Here is a 19285-nt window from a genome sequence, read left to right as displayed (position 1 = left end):
CCGGGGGCCGACCCGCCATGGGCCGGCCCCCGGGAGCAGGGATGCCGTCGTACGGCCGCTTCGTACGCCTACGGCCGCAGCCTCACACGTGCGGCGCTCCAGGCCGCACCCGTACGCCTACGGCCTCACCCTTGGTCGGCGCCGACGGGCACGTCACCGCCCCGGCCCCGGCCCGCGGACACCGGAACGCCGGTCGTGTCGGGGGCATCAGCGCCCGAACCGGCCCCCGCCGTACCCGGCTTCGCCGCCGCACCCCCGGCAGCCGGACCCGTCCGCTCCGCCTCCGGACGGCGTACGACGGCCAGGACCAGCAGCCCCGCGGCCACCGCCACCACGCCCGCGACCAGGGACACCCGGGTCAGGCCGTGCACGTACGCGGTACCGGGATCGGCGTGCGCGCCCGCGGACTGCAGGCCCTGCGTGAAGACCGTGCCGAGGATCGCGATGCCGAGCGCGTAGCCGAGCTGGCGGAAGGTGTTCACCGCGCCGCTGGCCATGCCGGCCCGCTGGGGCGGCGCCGTGCCGAGTGCGGCCGAGACCAGCACCGGCATCGACATGCCGATACCGAGGCCGCTGATCAGCAGGCCCGGGACGAGGACCGCCCAGCCGGAGTTGTCGTTCAGCAGCAGGACGTGCAGCAGCGGGCCCGCGCCGATCAGCAGGAGACCGATGCCGATCGGCAGCCGAGGCGCCAGCCGGTGCAGGTACCGGCCGCCGAACATGCCCACGGCCATCGACGCCACCGCCATCGGCAGGACCGCGACACCGCCCATCACCGGGCTCAGGCCCAGGATGTTCTGCACCCACAGGCCCACGTACGTCAGGTACGGGAACGCCGCGGCCTGGAGCAGCAGCGCGGCCGCCATCAGTACGGCGAAGGCCGGGCGGCGCATCAGCTTCAGGTCCAGCAGCGGCTGCCGCGCGCGCCGTTCCACGGCGACGAAGGCGACCAGCGACAGCAGGGCCACCGCCAGCGCCAGCAGGGTGCCGGACTCCGTCCAGCCCTCCTCGCCGCCGCGCATCAGCCCGTACGTCAGTGCGCCCGCGCACAGCGTGAACGCGCCGGCGCCCGGCCAGTCGATGCGCGCCGTACGGTCGCCGTGCGACTCCTGGACCGACCGCAGGGTGATCCAGACCGCCACCGCCGTCAGCGGCAGGTTGACCAGGAAGATCGCCCGCCAGTCGATGTACTGGGTCAGCACCCCGCCCAGCACCGGGCCGACCGCCGCCGCGGCGCCGCTCGTACCGCCCCAGATGCCGAAGGCCACCCCGCGGTCACGGCCCTGGTACGCGGCCATCAGCAGCGGCGTGTTGGTGGCGAACATGGCCGCCGCGCCGACGCCCTGCACCGCGCGCGCAGCGATCAGCACGCCCTCGTCGGGCGCCAGCCCGCAGGCGAGCGAGGCCAGCGCGAAGAGACCGAGACCCGCCAGGTACAGCTTGCGGCGTCCGAACAGGTCGGCCGCCGAACCGGCCACCATCAGCAGCGCGGCCAGCGCCAGCGCGTAGATGTCCATCACCCACTGCAGCGAGGTGAAGGAGGCGTCCAGACCGTCCGCGATCCGCGGCAGCGCGGTGTTCACGATCGTGACGTCGACGAGCAACATGAAGTTGCCCAGGGTGATGGCGACCAGGGGCCACCATTTGCTCCGCCCGTTGTGCATCAAGAACCTCTGAGATGGATCGGTGTTCCGAGTGGTGTGGTCCGTCCAGAGTCCGGTCCGGATGCCGCTCCTCCCAACCACGCGGTCCCGTGCGGCGTGATTCGACACGGGTTAGCCTTTCCTGGTGAAAACCGACGGCTTCGACGCACTGGACCGGAGTCTGGTCCACGCCCTCCAGCTCGACGGCCGGGCCCCCTTCAGCCGGATCGCCGAGGTGCTCGGCGTCTCCGACCAGACCGTCGCCCGCCGCTACGGGCGGCTGCGCGGCGCGGGCATGATCAGGGTCATGGGGCTCACCGACCCGGTCGCCCTCGGCGAGACCGAGTGGATCGTACGGGTCCAGTGCACGCCCGACGCGGCCGTCGCCGTCGCCGAGGCGCTCGCCCGGCGGCCCGACACGTCCTGGGTGAGCCTGATGTCCGGCGGCACCGAGATCGGCGTCGTGTGCCGCTCCGCGAGCAGCCGGGACAGCGACGCGCTCCTCCTGCAGAAGCTGCCGCGGACCCCCAGCGTGGTTGGTGTCACCGCGCACTGCATGGTGCACGAGTTCTTCGGCGGCCCGCTCGGGCTGGTCAACAAGTCCGGCGCACTGACCGAGGAGCAGGCCGCACAGCTTCGCCACCCGGCGTCCGCGGCGGCCGACGCGCGGGCCGCCGACCCGCCCGGGCAGACGGCACCGGTCACGCTCACCGACGCCGACCGGCGCCTCCTGGGCGTCCTCGCCGAGGACGGGCGGGCCGCCCTCGGCGATCTCGCCGCGGCCACCGGCTGGTCCCAGACCACCGTCCGCCGCCGCCTGTCCGAACTGCGCGCCGAGGGCGTCCTCTACTACGACGTGGACTACGACGCCCGGCACTTCGGGCTCGGCGTCATGGTCTCCCTCTGGCTCTCCGTCGCCCCCAGCGAACTCGCCGCCACCGGCGCGGCACTGGCCCAGCACCCCGAGGTGGCCTTCGCCTGCGCCACCACCGGGCCGCACAACCTCTTCGCGTCGGTCCTGTGCCCGGACGTGCGCGCCCTGTACACGTACCTGACCACCCGGATCGGGGCGCTGCCCGCCGTACGGAACATGGAGACGGCCCCACTGATCCGCCGCCTGAAGGGCCCCGGGCCGCACGGTTACGGGCGGGTCGGCTCCGGCCCGATCGCCTCGGCGCTGTCACCGGCCCGGCCGCGATGAGGCCGGTGAACGCGTTGCGGCCGGTGATCGCGACGAGGCCGGTGATCGCGACGAGGCCGGTGACCGCTGTGGGGCCGGTGATCGCGCGATGAGGCCGGTGCTCCCGTCCTCGCCCGTCGACCGGGCGGCCGCCTGGGTACGGGCCGCTCCCGGCACCCACATCTGGCTGCTGATCATCGGCGTGACCAGCCTCGTGATCGCCGGTGCCAGCGAGGGCCTGGAGCACTTCCTCCTCCACCGCACCAGCAGCAACATCCACGAACTGAACCGCCACCCCCTCTCCTCCCTCCTCATCAGCGGCTTCTGGATCGAGAACCCGTCCTCCTTCGTCCTCTACGCGGTGCTCTTCGAGCTGGTGCACGCCAACGTCGAACGCTGGCTGGGCACCTGGCGCTGGCTGCTGACCGTCGGCGCCGCCCACATCACCGCCACCCTCGCCAGCCAGGAGCTGGTCCTGCTCGCCATCGAGGGCCACCGGCTGCCCCGCTCCATGTCGCACGTCGTCGACATCGGCGTCTCCTACGGCCTGGCAGCGGCAGCCGGCCTGCTCACCTACCGGCTGCCGCCGCCCTGGCGCTACCTCTACCTGGCGGCCGTCGTCGGCTTCTTCGGCATCCCGCTCCTGTCAGGTGCCACGTTCACCGACATCGGACACGCCATCGCGCTCATCCTTGGTCTCGCCGCTTGGGCCTTGACCCCGGATGCCGGTGCGGGCGGGGCAGTGGACGGGGACCGGAACGCAACTCCCGTACGTCCTCCGCCAGATCGCTGAGCCGCTCACTCATCGCGCACACGACGCGGTTGGTGGCGTCCAGCCGCCGGTCCAGCCGGTCCAGCCGCCCGGAGATCCGGCCGATCACCGGGCCCAGGTCCCGCAGGGCGGGGCCGATGTCGGCGAGCGACGACTCGACGCGCGTGAGCCGGTGGTCGAGCGACTCGACCGTCGGCGCCGGCCGGGTCTGCCGGGGCACCTCGACCCGCCCCCGCGCGCCCTCCTCGACGTCGAGGAGGTACGTACGGACCGCCCGCGCGACCTCGCTGTCGCGGAGGAGCATGGCGATGTTGAGGAGGGTTCGGCGGGTGTAGAGGGTGAGGTGTGCGCGACCCTGTGGATAACTTTCCGCTGAAAGCTTCAAGTTGGAGCTTTCAAAGACCCGCAGGTCAGAGCCCTTGAGCACGTGCATGCCGTGCTGGGACAGCTCCGCTCGGTGCCGCCGCATCAGGCTGTTGACGGCGCGGTCGCCCACCTCGAAATAGTCGGCGACCATCCGCGTCGTGACATGCAGCCCGTCAGGCAGCAGCACCAGCGCCTTCACCTTGTCCAGGACGCCGACGCGTCCCAGCCCCATCACACTGTCGCGCATGGCCCGCGACTCCAGCAGTACAGCTTCAGGTGGCATGTACATGCCCTCCACTCAAACCAGAACGGTTTGACAGGTCCATTGCGGACCTGTCAACTGACGCCCGTATCCAGGGCCCAGGAGCGGAGGCTGCTCACGGATGCCACTACCTCTATGTCCGGTTATCGGTCGTACGGCTGCACCGCTTCACGACCGTCGCCGGCAATCCCCAGCACTTCACGAATCCTCGACGCCTCGAACTCCAGTTGCCTCCACGCACAGGGGACAACGAGTCGATAAACGTACAGTTACCCCGTCTCGGGCATGACGTCGTGCGTACGTTCCGAAAAGAAGACCGACCCGGGCCGTCGGGGGCCGGGGCCGGTGTGGAAGAGCGCCTCAGGCCCCGTACAGCCGCTCCAGGACGACCGCGATGCCGTCCTCCTCGTTGGAGGCCGTCGTCTCGTCCGCGACGGCCTTGAGCTCGTCGTGGGCGTTGGCCATGGCGACGCCGTGCCGGGCCCAGCCGAACATCGGGATGTCGTTGGGCATGTCGCCGAAGGCGATGGTGTCCGCGGCCTTCACGCCCAGGCGGCGGGCGGCCAGGGAGAGGCCGGTGGCCTTGGAGAGGCCGAGGGGGAGGAGTTCGACGACGCCCTCGCCGGCCATCATCACGCCGACCAGGTCGCCGGAGACCGCACGGGCCGCGCGGGCCAGTTCGTCGTCGCCGAGGGTCGGGTGCTGGATGTAGATCTTGTTGATGGGGGCGGCCCACAGGTCGCCGGGGTCCTGGATCTCCAGGTTCGGCAGCGGGCCCTCCTGGATGCGGTAGCCGGGGGTGACCAGCACCTCGCCCTCCAGGCCGTCCCGGCTCGCGGCCAGGAACAGCGGGCCGACCTCCGCCTCGATCTTGGAGAGGGCCAGGCCGGCGAGCTGCCGGTCCAGGGTGACCGAGGTCAGCAGCCGGTGTTCGCCGGCGTGGTAGACCTGCGCGCCCTGCCCGCACACCGCTATGCCGTCGTAGTCCAGCGCATCGAGGATGTGCCGGGTCCACGGCACCGCGCGGCCCGTGACGACGATGTGCGCGGCCCCCGCCGCCGTGGCCGTGGCCAGGGCGGCGCGGGTGCGCTCGGAGATCGTGTCGTCGTGCCGCAGCAACGTTCCGTCGAGGTCGGTCGCGACGAGTTTGTACGGCAGCGGGCGGGCCGGCGGTGCGGCCCGGTGCGCGGGCTCGGGGGCGGTGGTCACCGGGCGACGGGCTCCAGGATCTCCCGGCCGCCCAGGTACGGGCGGAGCATCTCGGGTACGCGCACGGAGCCGTCCGCCTGCTGGTGGTTCTCGAAGATCGCCACGATGGTGCGGGGCACCGCGCAGAGCGTGCCGTTGAGCGTGGCCAGCGGCTTGACCTGCTGCTTGCCGTCCTTGTTCGTGCGCATCCGGACCGACAGGCGGCGGGCCTGGAACTCGTCGCAGTTCGAGGCGCTGGTCAGCTCGCGGTACTTGCCCTGGGTGGGGATCCACGCCTCGCAGTCGTACTTGCGGGAGGCCGAGGCGCCGAGGTCACCGGTGGCCACGTCGATCACCTGGAAGGGCAGCTCCAGGCCGGTCAGCCACTGCTTCTCCCAGTCCAGCAGGCGCCGGTGCTCGGCCTGCGCGTCCTCCGGGTCGACGTACGAGAACATCTCGACCTTGTCGAACTGGTGGACGCGGAAGATGCCCCGGGTGTCCTTGCCGTACGTGCCGGCCTCGCGGCGGAAGCACGGCGAGAAGCCCGCGTAGCGCACGGGCAGCTTGTCCGCGTCGAGGATCTCGTCCATGTGGTACGCGGCGAGCGGGACCTCGGAGGTGCCGACGAGATAGAAGTCGTCCTTCTCCAGGTGGTACACGTTCTCCGCGGCCTGGCCGAGGAATCCGGTGCCCTCCATGGCGTGCGGGCGCACCAGGGCCGGGGTGAGCATCGGCGTGAAGCCGGCCTCGGTGGCCTGCGCGATGGCGGCGTTGACCAGCGCGAGCTCCAGGAGCGCGCCGATGCCGGTCAGGTAGTAGAAGCGCGAGCCGGAGACCTTGGCGCCGCGCTCGACGTCGATCGCGGCCAGCGCCTGGCCGATCTCCAGGTGGTCCTTGGGCTCGAAGCCCTCGGCGGCGAAGTCGCGGATCGTGCCGTGCGTCTCCAGGACCGTGAAGTCCTCCTCGCCGCCGACGGGCACGTCCGGGTGGACGATGTTGCCCAGCTTCAGCAGGAGGGCCTGGGTCTCCTCCTTGGCCTGGTCCTGCTCGGCGTCGGCGGCCTTGACGGCGGCGGACAGCTCCCCGGCCTTCTTCAGCAGCGCGGCCTTCTCGTCGCCGGCGGCCTTGGGGATGAGCTTGCCGAGCGACTTCTGCTCGTTGCGCAGCTCGTCGAAGCGGACGCTGGAGGCCCTGCGCCGTTCGTCGGCGGAGAGCAGTGCGTCGACGAGTGCGACGTCCTCTCCACGGGCGCGCTGGGACGCGCGCACACGGTCGGGGTCCTCACGGAGCAGGCGAAGGTCAATCACCCCACCAGGCTACCGGGGCCCGGGCCGGTCCTTCGACGCCATATTCCCCGCGTGGCGCTATGTCCGGTTTGTTGATGTTTAGTGTGTTTGGCCATTCCGGGCGGTACGGCCCGGTAAGGCGGGGTGGCGGGGGTACGTAAGGGGCGCATAAGGGGCGTGTGGGAGAGGGGCGGGGTGCGGGGGGATGTGCGGGAAGTGCGGACGGGGGGTGTGCGGGCGTGCGGAAAGTGGCGGGAAATAGCGGTGGAAGAATCTTGCGCCGACGCTGGTGCGGGGGTAGGCGCTCCGTACGCGTCGAGCGGCTTCCCTTGTGCACGGGAGGAGTTGGCGGGCGGGCCGGGGCGGTGGGCGGCGAGGGTTGTACCCAGGGTTGTCCACAGGTGCGGAAGGTTACGGAACCTTATCCACAGGCTGTGTGTGGAATCTGTGGAAGTCGGAAGAGCGTGTTCCGTTTCAAGAATGCGTTGCCATGGATTCATCGAAGAAACCCCAACTGGACGCTCTTTCGTGTGGGATTTCCTCGCCCTAAAGGATTGTTCGCGTAATTTGTGCTGACGCGGGGCGGGGTGCGGCGCTGTGGAAGGCCCTGGGGGTCGGTAGAGCAACATGTCGACTCGGACCGGGCCGCGGGGGCTGTCGTGTCGACTTATCCCCAGGTCGAGAACGGGGCCTGTGGATAACTTTGTTGACAACCCCAAGACCCCAGACCAGGCCCCCGGCGGAGCCCCCGGAACGCCGTCAGGACGCTCCACCGCCCGCCGCGGGCGCCTCAGGCGCGCCCGTCGAGGCAACGGGTCAGCCAGTCCGCCGCGTCCGTGAACGCCGCGTCGACCGTGTCCGGCCGTACGTTCGGCCGCACCTGGTCGGCGCGCGGGTACGACCCGAGGAAGCGCACCTCGCGGCAGACCCGCTTCAGCGCCATCAGCACCTCGCCGACCCGGCGGTCCGTGAGGTGTCCTTCGCAGTCCACCGAGAAGCAGTAGCGGCCGATGCCCTCGCCGGTCGGCCGCGACTCGATGCGCATCATGCTGACGCCGCGGGCCGCGTACTCCTGGAGCAGCTCCAGGAGCGCGCCGGGGTGGTCCTCGCGCAGCCACAGGACGACCGAGGTCTTGTCGGCGCCGGTGCGCGCCGCGGGCCGGGCGGGGCGGCCGACCAGCACGAAGCGGGTGGTGGCGTTCTGCGCGTCGTGGATGTCGGTGACCAGCGGTTCGAGGCCGTACGTCGCCGCCGCGAACTCGCCCGCGAACGCGCCGTCGTACCGGCCCTCCTGGACCAGCCGCGCACCGTCCGCGTTGGAGGCCGCCGACTCCCACACGGCCTCCGGCAGGTGCGCCGCGAGCCACTTGCGCACCTGCGGCTGGGCCACCGGGTGCCCGGTGACCGTCTTGACGTCGGCCATCTGGGTGCCGGGCCGTACGAGCAGGGCGAACGCGATCGGCAGCAGCACCTCGCGGTAGATCATCAGCGGTTCGCCGGCGGCCAGTTCGTCCAGGGTGGTGGTCACTCCGCCCTCGACCGAGTTCTCGATCGGCACCAGCGCGGCCGCGGCCTCGCCGATCCGTACCGCGTCCAGCGCGGCCGGTACGGACACCATCGGGACCAGCTCGCGGGTGGCGGCCTCCGGCAGCGTCCGCAGGGCCGCCTCCGTGAACGTTCCCTCGGGTCCCAGGTAGGTGTAGCGGCTGACCGACATGTCCCTCTGACTCCCTCACGCTCCGGTGGGGACCGACTCGCCGATCACCCGCTCGCCACGTTACCCGCCCGGCCGCCCGCCCCGTTCGGGAAGCCCGAATCGGCTCATGGGCCCCGGAGACGGCCTACGACCTCACGGGCCACGAAGGTGGCCCGCAGCCTCATCGCGCGGCTCGTGACGCACACGTACCAACCATCACCCTTCCAGCAACGGCTGCCCCACGTACCCGCCCGCCACCGCCGCCGGCGGCACGGCGAACAGCCCGCTCGCCTCGTGCCGCAGGAACGGCGACAGCGCGTCGCCCCGGTCCAGCTTCCGCTGGATCGGGATGAAGGAGCGCAGCGGGTCGGCCTGCCAGCAGACGAACAGCAGCCCGGCGTCCGGGGCGCCGTCGTCCCGGAACCCGTCGTGGAACGAGAAGGGCCGCCGCAGCATGGCCGCACCCTGGTTGGACTCCGGCGCCGCGATCCGCGCGTGCGCGTCGGCCGGAATGACCGGCAGACCGTCGGGCCCGTTCTTGTCCAGGTCCATCGTGGTGTGCTCGTCGCCGCCGGTCAGCGGCGCGCCGTCGGCCTTGCGGCGGCCTATGACCTTCTCCTGCTTGCTCAGCGGCTGCTTCTCCCAGTCGTCCAGCAGCATCCGGATCCGGCGGACCACCGCGTACGAACCGCCGCGCATCCAGGCGTACGGGCCGCTGCCGGCGTCCCGGCCGACGAAGATCCGCTCGTCGAAATCCGGGTCCGTGGGCTTGGGGTTGTTGGTGCCGTCGACCTGGCCCATCAGGTTGCGGGCGGTCATCGGGGCCGCGGTGGCGCCGGGCGTGCGGTTGAAGCCGTTCATCTGCCAGCGCAGCCGCGCGGTGCCCCCGGCCTCCTTCTGGAGGGCGCGCAGCGCGTGGAAGGCGACCAGCGCGTCGTCGGAGCCGATCTGGATCCAGAGGTCGCCGTTGCTGCGCCCGGCGTCCAGTTCGTCCGAGGAGAAGTCCGGCAGCGGTTCGAGCTGGACGGGGCGGTGCGCGGTCAGCCCCGTACGGTCGAAGAAGGTGCGGCCGAACCCGAAGGTGACGGTGAGCGAGGACGGGCCCGCGTCCAGCGCGACCCCGGTGTCCGCGGCCGGTGTGCGGCCGGCCATCAGCTCCTCGGCCGTGCGCGACCAGCGGCGCAGCAGCGCGGCCGTTTCCTTGCGCCCGGCGCCCGGCGCGAGGTCGAAGGCGACGAGGTGACCGCGCGCCTGGAGGGGCGTGGTGATGCCCGCCTGCTGCTTGGCGCGCTCGTCGCGGAAGGCGACGGAGGCCGAGCCGAGGCTGCTCAGGGCGGTGGGCGGGTCGTCCTGGGCGGCGGCGACGCCGATCGCGCCGCCCGCGGCACCGACGACGAGGCCCGCGGCGCCCGCGGCACCGACGGTGCCGAGCAGGCGACGGCGGGACAGTTCGAGGGTCTCGGTGGGCTCCGGTCCGGAGCCGGTGCGGCCGTCGGCCCCGGAGGCGCCGCCGGAGGGAGAAGCGGTGGTCGTCATCAGTTGATCTTCACGTTCCTGGTCTCGGTCACCTGGTCGATGTCGGAGGTCCGTACGACCAGGGAGAGCTGCCACTGTCCGGGCACCGGCAACTGGACGTCCCGCGCGCTCCAGTGTCCCTCGCTGACATGGTCGAGGGTGACCGGCAGCGGCCCGAGGTCCTTGTCGGGGAGGGTGAAGGAGACCTTCACCTCGGGGACGTCGACCGTCCGGCCGTCCGGATCGGCGAGCCGCAGGTGCAGGGCGTTGCCGCTGCCGCTGCGGCCGGGGTCCAGGTCGACGCGCGCGGTGCCCTTGCCGCGCGGGCCGCCGGTGTCGAAGGGGATGTTCAGCACCTTCGGCTGATTGGCGTCGGCCGACTGCCCGGCCCCGCCCACCGCCTTCACGGCCGCCTCCGTACGCGCCGGTTCGGTGGAGGTGAGCACGGTGGTGACGGCCAGCACCACCACGGCGACCGTCGCCTCCGCGAGGACCGAGCGGCGCAGTCCGGAACGCTCGGGGTCGGCGTCGCGGATGCGCTTCGTCCGCGCGCTGGCCAGCGCGGCGCGCTGGCGGGCGAGTTGGGCGGCTCGCTGCGGGTCGGCTTCGGCCGTGGGGGCGTCGGTGGCAGGCGCCGGCCCGTCGGTGGCAGCCGTCTCCGTACGTGCCGCCACGCTCTCCAGTACGGCGGTGGCCTCCGCCTCCGGCGCCGGGCCCTCGCCCAGCCGCGCCGTCCAGCGCCGGGAGAACCAGGCGATGCCGACGAGGACGACGACCAGCGCCGCCTTGGCCAGCAGCAGCTTTCCGTACGAGGTGTCGGTCAGCGCCTGCCACGTGCCGACCTGCCGCCACGACTGGTACACGCCGGTCGCGACCACCACCAGGACGGAACCGAACGCGAGCCGCGAGAAGCGGCGTACATCGGAACGGGCCACGTACGGGCCCCGGTAGAGGGAGACCAGCAGCGCCGTCAGGCCGCCGAGCCAGGTGGCGACGGCCAGCAGGTGCAGGACGTCGACGGGGACGGCGACGGCGGTCTGCAGGCCGGTCGAGGCGTGTTCGGCCATCGCCCAGGTCGCGGCCAGGCCCACGGCGACGATGGCGCCGCCGACGGAGAGCCCGATGGTGAGGTCCTTGCGGCGCTTGGCGTCGGCTGGGGTGTCCGGGGCTTCCGGGGTGACCAGGGCGCCCGACGGCGCGTCGCCCGCCCCCTCCGCGCCCGTACGCCCTTCTTCCGATCCTGGACGCCCCGCATCCCGCTGCGCGCGGGCGTACGCGCCGAAGAGGACGGCCACGAACAGGGCCGCGGCGGCGAGCAGCAGCAGCCGCGAGACCAGTGCGGCACCCGGCTTGGTCTCCAGGACCTGGCGGAGTCCGCCGAGATCGAAGACGTCGGCCAGGTCGCCGGAGGTCGTGTACGGGGTGCGCAGCAGCAGCATCGCGATCGTCGCGGCGGTCAGCGCGGCCCAGCTACGGGCGACCAGCCGCTGCACGGACCGTACGCGCGCGGCGGCCGGGCGGCAGATCAGGACGAACGCCGCCCCGCCCACCAGGACGACGAAACCCGCGTACGCGAGGTACCGGGCGATGCCGTACAGCGCGCCGACCACACCGCCGCCGGCCTCCTGCTGCGGCAGTGGCGCGCTCGTCTCCGAGGGCGCGCCCACGGAGAAGGTGAAGGCACCGGAGACCGGGTGGCTGTCGGCGGAGACCGCCTGCCAGGCGACGGTGTACGTGCCGTCCGGGAGCCCCGGCGGCAGCCCGGCGCCGTACTTGACCGTCTCGCCGCTGCACAGGTCGCGCAGCTTGCCGCGGTCCACCCGCTTGCCCTTCGGGTCCAGGACCCGGACCGAGTCGTCGCTCATCGCGACGCCCTCGGAGAAGGTGAGCGTGACCTGTTCGGGTGCGCTCCGCACCACCGACCCCTGCGCGGGTGTGCTGCCGGTCAGCGCGGCGTGGGCGGAGGCCGGGGCGGCGCCCCCGAAGAGCGCGCCGAGCAGGGCCGCCGCGAGCACCAGGAGGCGCAGCGCGGACGACCTGCGGGCGCGCGGCGCGCCGGCCCGGCGTGCGCTCGGAGCGCGGGCGCCGGAGCCCGGTGCGCAGAGGACGGTGGTGGTCATGGCGAGGCGCCCCCTACTTCTCGGAGTGGTGCTGCGCGTGGTCGTCCATCGATCCCTCGTGCTTCATGCCGTCGTGCTTCGAGCCGCTGCCGTGCGAGTCGCCGCCGTGCGATCCGCCGCCCTCCGAGCCACTGCCCTTCGGGACGTAGGTGGCGGCCCGGACCGGCACCTCGACCTTGATCGCCTTCGCCGTGGCGAAGTGCAGCTCCACGCTGACCTTCTGGCCCTCGGCCGGCTTCCTCTTCAGCCCCATGAACATCAGGTGGTTGCCGCCGCGCGCGAGTTCGAGCTTGCCGTTGGCGGGGATGTCCAGGGACTTGACCTGCTCCATCTTGTTGTTCTTGGTGGTGTGGATGGTGACGTCGTCGCTCAGGTCGCTGGTGACGGAGGTGAGCTTGTCGGCCGTACCGCCGGTGTTCTCGATGACCATGAACGCGCCGGCCATGCTCTGGTCGACCGGCTGCGGCAGGTACGCCCCGGAGACCTTCAGCTCGGGGGCGCTGTCCCCGCCGCAGCCCGCGAGGGCGAATCCGGCGGTGAGGGCGAGTACGGCGGCGAGGGTGGTGCGGCGGTTCACGGGTTCTGTCCCTTGATGATCTTCGGAAGTGCCTTGGAGTAGTGGTCGACGCCGGCGTCCTGCATCCCCATCCAGTGGATCTTGTCGTCCTTGGGGGAGCTGAGCAGGACCTGCGCTCCGTGGGTGGAGACCACGTCGCCGTTCTTCTTCTTGACGGGCTTCTCGATGCCGATGTTCACGCTGCGCGCGCCGGCCTGGATGGTGTCGAAGGAGCCGGTCAGGCCGATGAACTTCTTGTTGATGCCGCCGAGCCACTTCTTGAGCGCGGCGGGGGTGTCCCGTTCGGGGTCCGAGGTGACGAAGACGACGCGCAGGTCGTCCTGTTCGGCCTTCGGCAACTGCCGCATCGCGACGTCGATGTTGTTCATCGTCAGCGGGCAGACGTCCGGGCAGTGGGTGTAGCCGAAGTAGACCAGGGTCGGGTGGCCCTTGGTCTGCTCGATCAGGTCGTACTTCTCGCCCTCGGTGTCCGTCAGGACCAGGTCCGGCTTCTCCATGGGCCGGTCGAGCGTGACGATCGGCTCGGAGCGGGTGCCGCCGGAGACGCTGGCGGCGGGCTGGTCGCTGTCGCCGCCGCTGCCGCAGGCGGCCAGGGTCAGCGCGGAGACCAGCGCGATACCGGCGGCGGTCAGGTTCCTCTTACGCATGTACGTGTTCCGTTTTCAGGAAGGGTGCGCCGGTCCGGCGTCCGGGAGGCCGGGCGCCGGGGGCGGGCACGGGGTCGGGTCAGGCGCCGCGGCGCCGGCCGGCGAGCACGCCGAACGCGACACCGATGATGCCGACGACGATGCCGGCACCGCCCAGGACGCGGGCCGTGGTGTCGCTGCCGTCCGCGGCGGCCTGCTGGGTGCTGCCCGCGTCGCCGCCGGCGTTCTTCGCGTCGGCCGTGCCGGAGCCGTGGCCGTCGCCGGACGCGGGGGTCAGTTCGAGCACCGGCGCCGGGTTCTCCGGCTCGGGGCCGCCCTCCTTGGTCGGCTCGATCCACCGTACGACCTCGTCGTTGTCGTACGTCTGGAGGGCCTTGAAGACCAGCTTGTCGGCCTTGGGCAACTGTCCGACGGAGACCGGGAACTGCTGGAACTGGCCCGGTTCGATCTTGCTGCCGTCCGCGGTCCAGGTGATCTTCGAGACGGCTTCGGTGAGCTTCTTGCCGTGCGTTTCGAGCGGCTTGTCGAGCTTGGACTTGGTGACGTCCACCTTCCAGCCCGGCACCGGCTGCGGCATGGCGGACGCCAGCGGGTGGTCGGCCGGCAGGGTCACTTCGAGCTTCACGGTCGAGGCGTTGTCGCGCTCGTTGGGGACCTTGAAGTTGATCGTCGCGTAGCCGCCCTGCTCGGCCTGGCCCGGCTGCACGCTGACGTGCGCGAAGGCCGGGCCGGCGAGCAGCAGCACGCCGCCCGCGGCGAGGCCGCCCACGACGGGCAGACGGCGGGCGAGCCGGCCGCGGCGGCGGGCGTCCGGGGCCGGGGCGGTGCCCTGTGACGGTGCGGCGGGGGACGGTGACGGTACGGCAGTGGTCTCAGACATGGCGGAAATGCACTCCACAGGCTGGAGGGACGGGGGAGGAACGGCTGGCACGCGTGCGGCCACGACGGCGCACGCCGCCTCCTCCCGTACGCCGGAGCGCGCCCGGTCCTGCCGGGTCGTGCCCAGTCCTGCCAGGGCGTCCCGGTCCTGCCGGGCCGTCCCGGTCCTGCTGCGGGGAGTGCGGTGTGTGGTCGTCAGGCCGCGAGGGCCAGGGCGGGCGGGCCCCGCCTGACGACACTGTGCTGGAGCGAGAGTTCCTGCGGGCGGGCTTGGTCGTCCCCGTACGAAAAACGCGCCACGGGGCGTACGTCCGCCGTCAGGAGCCCGGCGCACAGGGCGCGTACGAGCGCGAGCACGCCGCGCAGCGCGCCCACCAGAGCTTCAGCCGCCGCCGAAGCCTCCCGCGCGGCGGGCGCCGAGAGCCGCACCAGCCGCCACAGGGCCGCCTCGCCGCGGCGCAGCAGCCAGCCGGCGGCGAGCGCCGCGAGCAGGTGCGCCAGCAGCATCGGCAGCGAGGGCAGCAGCCCGTGCGCCGCCGTGGCGGCGGTGGCCGGGTCCATGGCGTGCCCGGCGCCGCCGGCCGAAGCGGCGGGTCCGCCCGGGCCGATGACCGAGGTGTGCAGGATGCGGCGCGCTTGCGCGCCGTCCAGTTGCCCGGCGCCCAGGCCGCAGGTGATGTGCCGGGCGAGGGAGATGGCCGCCTGGTCCGAGAGTCCGCCACCGGCCGGAGCCGGGCCGGCCGCGGGGGCGGTGGCCATCCGGTGCTGCCCCAGCGCGAAGACGGTGTGCAGCGCGAGCTGGCCGACGGCCAGCGCCACGGCGATGCCGGGCAGCGAGCGTTCCCGCCCGGCCAGCGGCGCTGCGACGGCGAAGACCGCCGCGCAGCCCACGCCCAGCGTCCACAGGGGGACGGCGGCGCAGGACCCGATCATGTGCCCGGCCGCGGACAGCGCGACACAGACCGCGGTGAACACCGCGGCCCTCAGCAGCCGCAGGTCGGCGGCGGCGCGCACTCCGAGGTCGGACGGGGCAGTCATGGCCGCGCCATCATCCCACTGCCCTTACGGCCCGCATACGGCAGGTCCGCCTCTCCGGTACCGGGCGGATCGCGCCCTTCCGGTCGGGACGGGGCAGGGGGGCGGCTCCGGAGCGCTCGGGCGGCGCGCCGGAGCGTGCGCGGGCGCACGAAAGGCTCCGTTACACCGGCGGGTGCAGGAGGCGCATCCGCCGAATGAGCGGAGTCACGTCCGGTGCACGCTTACGGACCATGCGCCCCGGCAATACGTATCGATATGTCGAGCCGCGACCAGGAGGCTGCAGCGATGAGCATCTGGTGGTCCCTGCATCTGCGGCGCGAGGCCGCGAGCGTGCCGCTCGCCCGGCGGCTCCTGCTGGGAACGATGGAGACGGCCGGGGTGGACCCGGACATCTCCCACGACCTGTCCGTCGCCCTCACCGAAGCGTGTGCCAACGCCGTCGAACACGGCGGCGACGCCGCGACGGAGGACTACCGGGTCACCGCCTTCATCAACGGTGACACCTGCCGTATCGAAGTCACCGACTCCGGCCCCGGCTTCCGGGACCGGGCCCGCAGGCCCAAGCGCCCCGGGCGGAGCGCCCTGCCCGACCCCGCGCCGCCCCCACCCACGGCAGCCCCCGCCCCGGCCCAGGCCGAACATGGACGGGGGCTCTTTCTGATCGAGGCCCTGACCGACCACGTCCGCTACCGCAACCGCACCGGCCGGCGCGGCGCGGTGGTCAGCTTCGACAAGATCCTGAAGTGGAAGGAGGAGGTACCGCTGATGGCGTCGTGAACGGGTCCGGGCTCCCTGACGGACCGGTCAGCGGTCCCGGGTCACTGCTTCCAGTACTTCGCCACCGCCTGCGCGTACGCCACCCGGTGATCGAGCCCGTCACCCGGCACACGGAAGCGTCCCCGTGCGGACTCGGTCATGGCCACCCGGCCGATGAGCCCGCCCGGCCGCTTCCAGGCCGTCCGCAGGGGAGAACCGACCTCGTCGGCGGGCATGTCGGAGAGCGTCAGCGCGACCAGGTAGACAAGGACCAACGGCAGCATCACCAGCCACAGGAGCAACGACGGCACGGTCCCCTCCCGCCCGCGCAGCACCTCCCCGCCGGGCAGGTGGATCTCGTACTTGGGCCGCCGCAGCTTCTTGCGTGGCGTCAGTCGCAGCTCGGCCAGGTGCGCGTGATCCGGAGCGAGCACGGCGAGATGACCGTCGCCCTTCCTCCGGACGACGATGGCGAGCGGCCTGGCACCGTCCGGGTCGGCCGCAAGAGTGAAGCGCGGTGCACACCCCTCGGGAAGGGCACGGCCGTCGGGCGCGCCACGGTGCACGTGGACGGGGTCGGCGCCGCGCGGGCGCAGTTCGTAGCGCTCGGCTCTGCGATGGCGGGTGAAGGTGAGCGTCATGGCGTGTCCCGTCTCGTCAGGTCGGACCCCCTGATCTCCTGCCCGACATGGCGTCGCGACGGTACCCCGAAGGAGCGGTACGGAAGGGCCGGGGGGCGTCCCGCCGAAGTGCCGCGTACCGACCTGCCGAAGAAGTGCCCGGGAGCCGACGGTTGTGCCGGCGTCCCTCCGGTGGTGGGCCGCGCGGTCCCGCAGGGGAAGGACGTCCCCCGTCGCGTCCCCGATTGCCGCGGGAACCACGCGCACCCGACCTAACGCGAGGTGACTCGCGTTAGCGTGTTCTGGACGATACGTGGCCTGAACCCGCACTGCAATACGGAGCCGCCGTGAGCACAGCGCAGCCCCCTCCCGGAGCGTCCCGGCCGGGGGGACGTACCGCGCGTACGAGACAAGCCGTACTGGACGCGGTCTTCGAGGAACTGGGCGAAGGCGGATACGCCGCGCTCACCATGGAGGGGGTGGCCCGGCGTTCCGGGGTCCACGTCGCGACGATCTACCGCCGCTGGCGCTCCGTCGAGGGGCTCGTCTGCGAGCTGATGGCCGACCTGAGTGGCGGGATTCCGCTCCCGGACACCGGCACGCTCCGCGGTGACCTGCGCGCACTGGCCCGTTCGATCGCCGCCTTCTACACGGAGCCGCGCTACTGCGGGCTGCTGGAAGCGGTGGTGTCCGCCGCCGCGCGCCAGCCGGAGGCCGCCGAGGTGCTGCGGCAGTTCTTCGACGAGCGGCTGCGGCTGGCCGGCGCCATGGTGCCCCGTGCTGCGGCGCGCGGTGAACTGCCCGAAGGCGCCGACCCGGACGAGGTCGTGGCCGCCCTGGGCGCGCCGTTCTACTACCGGCTGCTGATCGCCCGCAGGCCGGTCGACCTCCGGCTGGCCGACTGCGCCGCCGAGGCGGCCTGGGCGGCGGCTCGGGCCGGGGTGTTCGCGCCGGCGGCGGGCGCTGAGGATTCCGTACGGGGCGGCGCCGCAGATGCTGTACGGGACAGTGCGGGGCCCGTATGGGACGGTGCGGACCCCGTACGGGACACAGGGATCGCCGAGGAGGACCCCGGGAAGGCCGAGGAGGACCCAGGGAACGCCGAGCAGACCCCCGGGAACGCCGAAGGCGGCCGGTGACTCCCGTGGGAGCCCGCCGGCCGCCTTCCGACGACGGTGATCGCCTGCGGGGTCTGCCCCGCGTCTCGGCCTCGCGTCCGGTCAGCCCCGCTGCCCGGTCAGCTCCGCCATCCACGCCTCGACCTCGTCCGCGCGGCGCGGCAGCGCGGCGGACAGGTTCCGGTTGCCGTCCTCGGTGACGAGGATGTCGTCCTCGATGCGGACGCCGATGCCGCGGTACTCCTCCGGGACGGTCAGGTCGTCCGCCTGGAAGTACAGGCCGGGCTCGACGGTCAGCACCATGCCGGGCTCCAGCGCTCCGTCGACGTACGTCTCCGTACGGGCGGCGGCGCAGTCGTGGACGTCCAGGCCGAGCATGTGGCCGGTGCCGTGCAGCGTCCAGCGGCGCTGCAGGCCCAGCTCCAGCACCCGGTCCGCCGGGCCCTCGACCAGGCCCCACTCGACCAGCTTCTCGGCGAGCACGCGCTGCGCCGCGTCGTGGAAGTCGCGGAACGCGGCGCCCGGCTTGACGGCCGCGATGCCCGCCTCCTGGGCCTCGTACACCGCGTCGTAGATCTTGCGCTGGAGGTCGCTGTACGTGCCGTTGATCGGCAGCGTACGGGTGACGTCGGCGGTGTAGAGGCTGGTGGTCTCCACGCCCGCGTCCAGCAGCAGCAGGTCGCCGGAGCGGACCTGGCCGTTGTTGCGGACCCAGTGCAGCGTGGTGGCGTGCGGTCCGGCGGCGCAGATCGAGCCGTAGCCGACGTCGTTGCCCTCGACGCGGGCCCGCAGGAAGAACGTTCCTTCGATGTAGCGCTCGCTGGTCGCCTCGGCCTTGTCCAGGACCTTCACGACGTCCTCGAAGCCGCGCACGGTCGAGTCGACCGCCTTCTGCAGCTCGCCGATCTCGAAGGCGTCCTTCACCAGGCGCGCCTCGGAGAGGTACTCCCGCAGCTCTTCGTCGCGCTCGGCGGTGACCTGGCCCGCCAGGGCCTCCTCGATGCCGGCGTCGTGGCCGCGCACCACCCGGACCGGACCGCTCGCCGCGCGCAGCGCGTCGGGCAGCTCGCGCACGTCCGCGCAGGGCAGGCCGAGCAGCGCCGCGGCCTCGGTCAGGCTGTGGCGGCGGCCGACCCACAGCTCACCCATGCCGTCCAGCCAGAACTCGCCGTTCCCGCGGTCGGAGCGGGGCAGCCGGTAGAGCGTCGCGTCGTGGCCCTCGCCGTCCGCGCGGGGTTCCAGGACCAGCACGCTGTCTTCGGTCTGGTCACCGGTGAGGTGCACGAACTCGGTCGCGGCGCGGAAGTTGTACTCGGTGTCGTTGGAGCGGGTCTTCAGGTTGCCCGCCGGGATCACCAGGCGCTCACCGGGGAAGCGGCGGGACAGCGCCGCGCGCCGCTCGGCCGCGTACGGAGCCTGCTCGACGGGCTCCAGGTCGCGCAGCTCGGTGTCGGCCCAGCCCGACTGCATGTTCTTCGCGAGCTCGTCCGATACGCCCGGGTAAAGGCCGTTCTTCCGCTGCTTGATCGGCTGCTCGTCCTCGCCCGGGGTCTCCGGCGTGAGCTCGTCCGTCACTATGCCTCCTTGTACGACTGCACCACATTCCATCGTAAGTGTGGAGA

The 19285-nt window shown here is 72.4% G+C and carries 16 protein-coding genes and 1 pseudogene; 4 read left to right on the top strand and 13 right to left on the bottom strand.

Features of this window, described 5'->3' with window-relative positions:
• Window positions 1-125: 125 nt before the first annotated feature.
• Entirely contained in the window at window positions 126-1664 is a 1539-nt protein-coding gene (locus EJG53_RS19885; RefSeq protein ID WP_125045969.1) for an MFS transporter, read from the bottom strand.
• A 124-nt stretch (window positions 1665-1788) separates the two neighbouring features.
• On the opposite strand from EJG53_RS19885, the gene EJG53_RS19880 reads away from it, so the two are divergent.
• Window positions 1789-2844, top strand: a complete 1056-nt coding sequence (locus EJG53_RS19880) for an Lrp/AsnC family transcriptional regulator (protein WP_125045968.1) — start codon at window positions 1789-1791, stop codon at window positions 2842-2844.
• A gap of 88 nt (window positions 2845-2932) precedes the next feature.
• Entirely contained in the window at window positions 2933-3616 is a 684-nt protein-coding gene (locus EJG53_RS19875) for a rhomboid-like protein (protein WP_125045967.1), read from the top strand.
• Here EJG53_RS19875 and EJG53_RS19870 read toward each other — a convergent pair.
• The 10 genes and pseudogenes from EJG53_RS19870 to EJG53_RS19820 form a co-directional block, all read right to left on the bottom strand.
• A complete protein-coding gene (locus EJG53_RS19870) occupies window positions 3510-4244 on the bottom strand; it encodes a hypothetical protein (RefSeq protein ID WP_125045966.1) in 735 nt (244 codons plus the stop codon). The genes EJG53_RS19875 and EJG53_RS19870 overlap by 107 nt on opposite strands.
• 339 nt (window positions 4245-4583) lie before the next feature.
• Window positions 4584-5432 (bottom strand): HAD family hydrolase, encoded by an 849-nt coding sequence (locus tag EJG53_RS19865; protein WP_050510640.1) that lies wholly within the window; start codon window positions 5430-5432, stop codon window positions 4584-4586.
• Window positions 5429-6718: a serine--tRNA ligase gene (serS, locus tag EJG53_RS19860; RefSeq protein ID WP_125045965.1), complete on the bottom strand. Its 1290-nt coding sequence runs from the start codon at window positions 6716-6718 to the stop codon at window positions 5429-5431. Before serS ends, EJG53_RS19865 begins: the two co-directional genes overlap by 4 nt.
• Before the next feature lie 769 nt (window positions 6719-7487).
• On the bottom strand, window positions 7488-8414 hold the full coding sequence (gene pheA / locus EJG53_RS19855) for a prephenate dehydratase (RefSeq protein WP_125045964.1): 927 nt from the start codon (window positions 8412-8414) through the stop codon (window positions 7488-7490).
• 195 nt (window positions 8415-8609) lie between these two features.
• The gene (gene efeB / locus EJG53_RS19850; RefSeq protein WP_244955232.1) at window positions 8610-9929 is read right to left on the bottom strand and encodes an iron uptake transporter deferrochelatase/peroxidase subunit; all 1320 of its coding nucleotides are present in this window, start codon (window positions 9927-9929) and stop codon (window positions 8610-8612) included.
• Window positions 9929-12028, bottom strand: coding sequence for a copper resistance CopC/CopD family protein (locus EJG53_RS19845; RefSeq protein ID WP_125045963.1), 2100 nt, complete (start codon window positions 12026-12028; stop codon window positions 9929-9931). Before EJG53_RS19845 ends, efeB begins: the two co-directional genes overlap by 1 nt.
• Before the next feature lie 136 nt (window positions 12029-12164).
• A pseudogene (locus EJG53_RS19840) lies at window positions 12165-12605 on the bottom strand (copper chaperone PCu(A)C); the annotation flags it as partial.
• Entirely contained in the window at window positions 12602-13252 is a 651-nt protein-coding gene (locus EJG53_RS19835; protein ID WP_125045961.1) for an SCO family protein, read from the bottom strand. The pseudogene EJG53_RS19840 and the gene EJG53_RS19835, both read right to left, overlap by 4 nt.
• 79 nt (window positions 13253-13331) lie before the next feature.
• Window positions 13332-14132, bottom strand: coding sequence for a YcnI family copper-binding membrane protein (locus EJG53_RS19830; RefSeq protein WP_125045960.1), 801 nt, complete (start codon window positions 14130-14132; stop codon window positions 13332-13334).
• Between the two features lie 194 nt (window positions 14133-14326).
• Entirely contained in the window at window positions 14327-15169 is an 843-nt protein-coding gene (locus EJG53_RS19820) for a hypothetical protein (protein ID WP_125045958.1), read from the bottom strand.
• Between the two features lie 285 nt (window positions 15170-15454).
• Between EJG53_RS19820 and EJG53_RS19815 the strand changes: the two genes are divergently transcribed.
• Window positions 15455-15946 carry an ATP-binding protein gene (locus tag EJG53_RS19815; RefSeq protein ID WP_125045957.1) on the top strand — a complete coding sequence of 164 codons (492 nt, stop codon included), beginning with the start codon at window positions 15455-15457 and terminating at the stop codon, window positions 15944-15946.
• A 41-nt stretch (window positions 15947-15987) separates the two neighbouring features.
• Here EJG53_RS19815 and EJG53_RS19810 read toward each other — a convergent pair whose 3' ends face one another.
• Complete coding sequence (locus tag EJG53_RS19810; RefSeq protein WP_125045956.1) at window positions 15988-16566, bottom strand: hypothetical protein; 579 nt, start codon at window positions 16564-16566, stop codon at window positions 15988-15990.
• Window positions 16567-16892: 326 nt separating this feature from the next.
• Here EJG53_RS19810 and EJG53_RS19805 point away from each other — a divergent pair, with 326 nt between their 5' ends.
• Window positions 16893-17684 (top strand): TetR/AcrR family transcriptional regulator, encoded by a 792-nt coding sequence (locus EJG53_RS19805; RefSeq protein WP_125045955.1) that lies wholly within the window; start codon window positions 16893-16895, stop codon window positions 17682-17684.
• A gap of 81 nt (window positions 17685-17765) precedes the next feature.
• Here EJG53_RS19805 and EJG53_RS19800 read toward each other — a convergent pair whose 3' ends face one another.
• Window positions 17766-19238 carry an aminopeptidase P family protein gene (locus EJG53_RS19800; protein WP_125045954.1) on the bottom strand — a complete coding sequence of 491 codons (1473 nt, stop codon included), beginning with the start codon at window positions 19236-19238 and terminating at the stop codon, window positions 17766-17768.
• Window positions 19239-19285: the final 47 nt, after the last annotated feature.

It is taken from the genome of Streptomyces chrestomyceticus JCM 4735 (genome assembly GCF_003865135.1).
In the GTDB taxonomy this organism is placed as follows: Bacteria; Actinomycetota; Actinomycetes; order Streptomycetales; family Streptomycetaceae; genus Streptomyces; species Streptomyces chrestomyceticus.
Note: the sequence above shows the minus strand (reverse complement) of the source record. Positions and strands in the feature narration are given on the sequence as shown.

Excerpts from the sequence above, each read along its gene's own strand:
- EJG53_RS19885 (WP_125045969.1), bottom strand. The coding sequence starts at position 1,664 with ATGCACAACGGGCGGAGCAAATGGTGGCCCCTGGTCGCCATCACCCTG.
- EJG53_RS19875 (WP_125045967.1), top strand. The coding sequence starts at position 2,933 with ATGAGGCCGGTGCTCCCGTCCTCGCCCGTCGACCGGGCGGCCGCCTGG.
- EJG53_RS19870 (WP_125045966.1), bottom strand. The coding sequence starts at position 4,244 with ATGCCACCTGAAGCTGTACTGCTGGAGTCGCGGGCCATGCGCGACAGT.
- pheA (WP_125045964.1), bottom strand. The coding sequence starts at position 8,414 with ATGTCGGTCAGCCGCTACACCTACCTGGGACCCGAGGGAACGTTCACG.
- efeB (WP_244955232.1), bottom strand. The coding sequence starts at position 9,929 with ATGACGACCACCGCTTCTCCCTCCGGCGGCGCCTCCGGGGCCGACGGC.
- EJG53_RS19845 (WP_125045963.1), bottom strand. The coding sequence starts at position 12,028 with ATGACCACCACCGTCCTCTGCGCACCGGGCTCCGGCGCCCGCGCTCCG.
- EJG53_RS19835 (WP_125045961.1), bottom strand. The coding sequence starts at position 13,252 with ATGCGTAAGAGGAACCTGACCGCCGCCGGTATCGCGCTGGTCTCCGCG.
- EJG53_RS19830 (WP_125045960.1), bottom strand. The coding sequence starts at position 14,132 with ATGTCTGAGACCACTGCCGTACCGTCACCGTCCCCCGCCGCACCGTCA.
- EJG53_RS19820 (WP_125045958.1), bottom strand. The coding sequence starts at position 15,169 with ATGACTGCCCCGTCCGACCTCGGAGTGCGCGCCGCCGCCGACCTGCGG.
- EJG53_RS19815 (WP_125045957.1), top strand. The coding sequence starts at position 15,455 with ATGAGCATCTGGTGGTCCCTGCATCTGCGGCGCGAGGCCGCGAGCGTG.
- EJG53_RS19810 (WP_125045956.1), bottom strand. The coding sequence starts at position 16,566 with ATGACGCTCACCTTCACCCGCCATCGCAGAGCCGAGCGCTACGAACTG.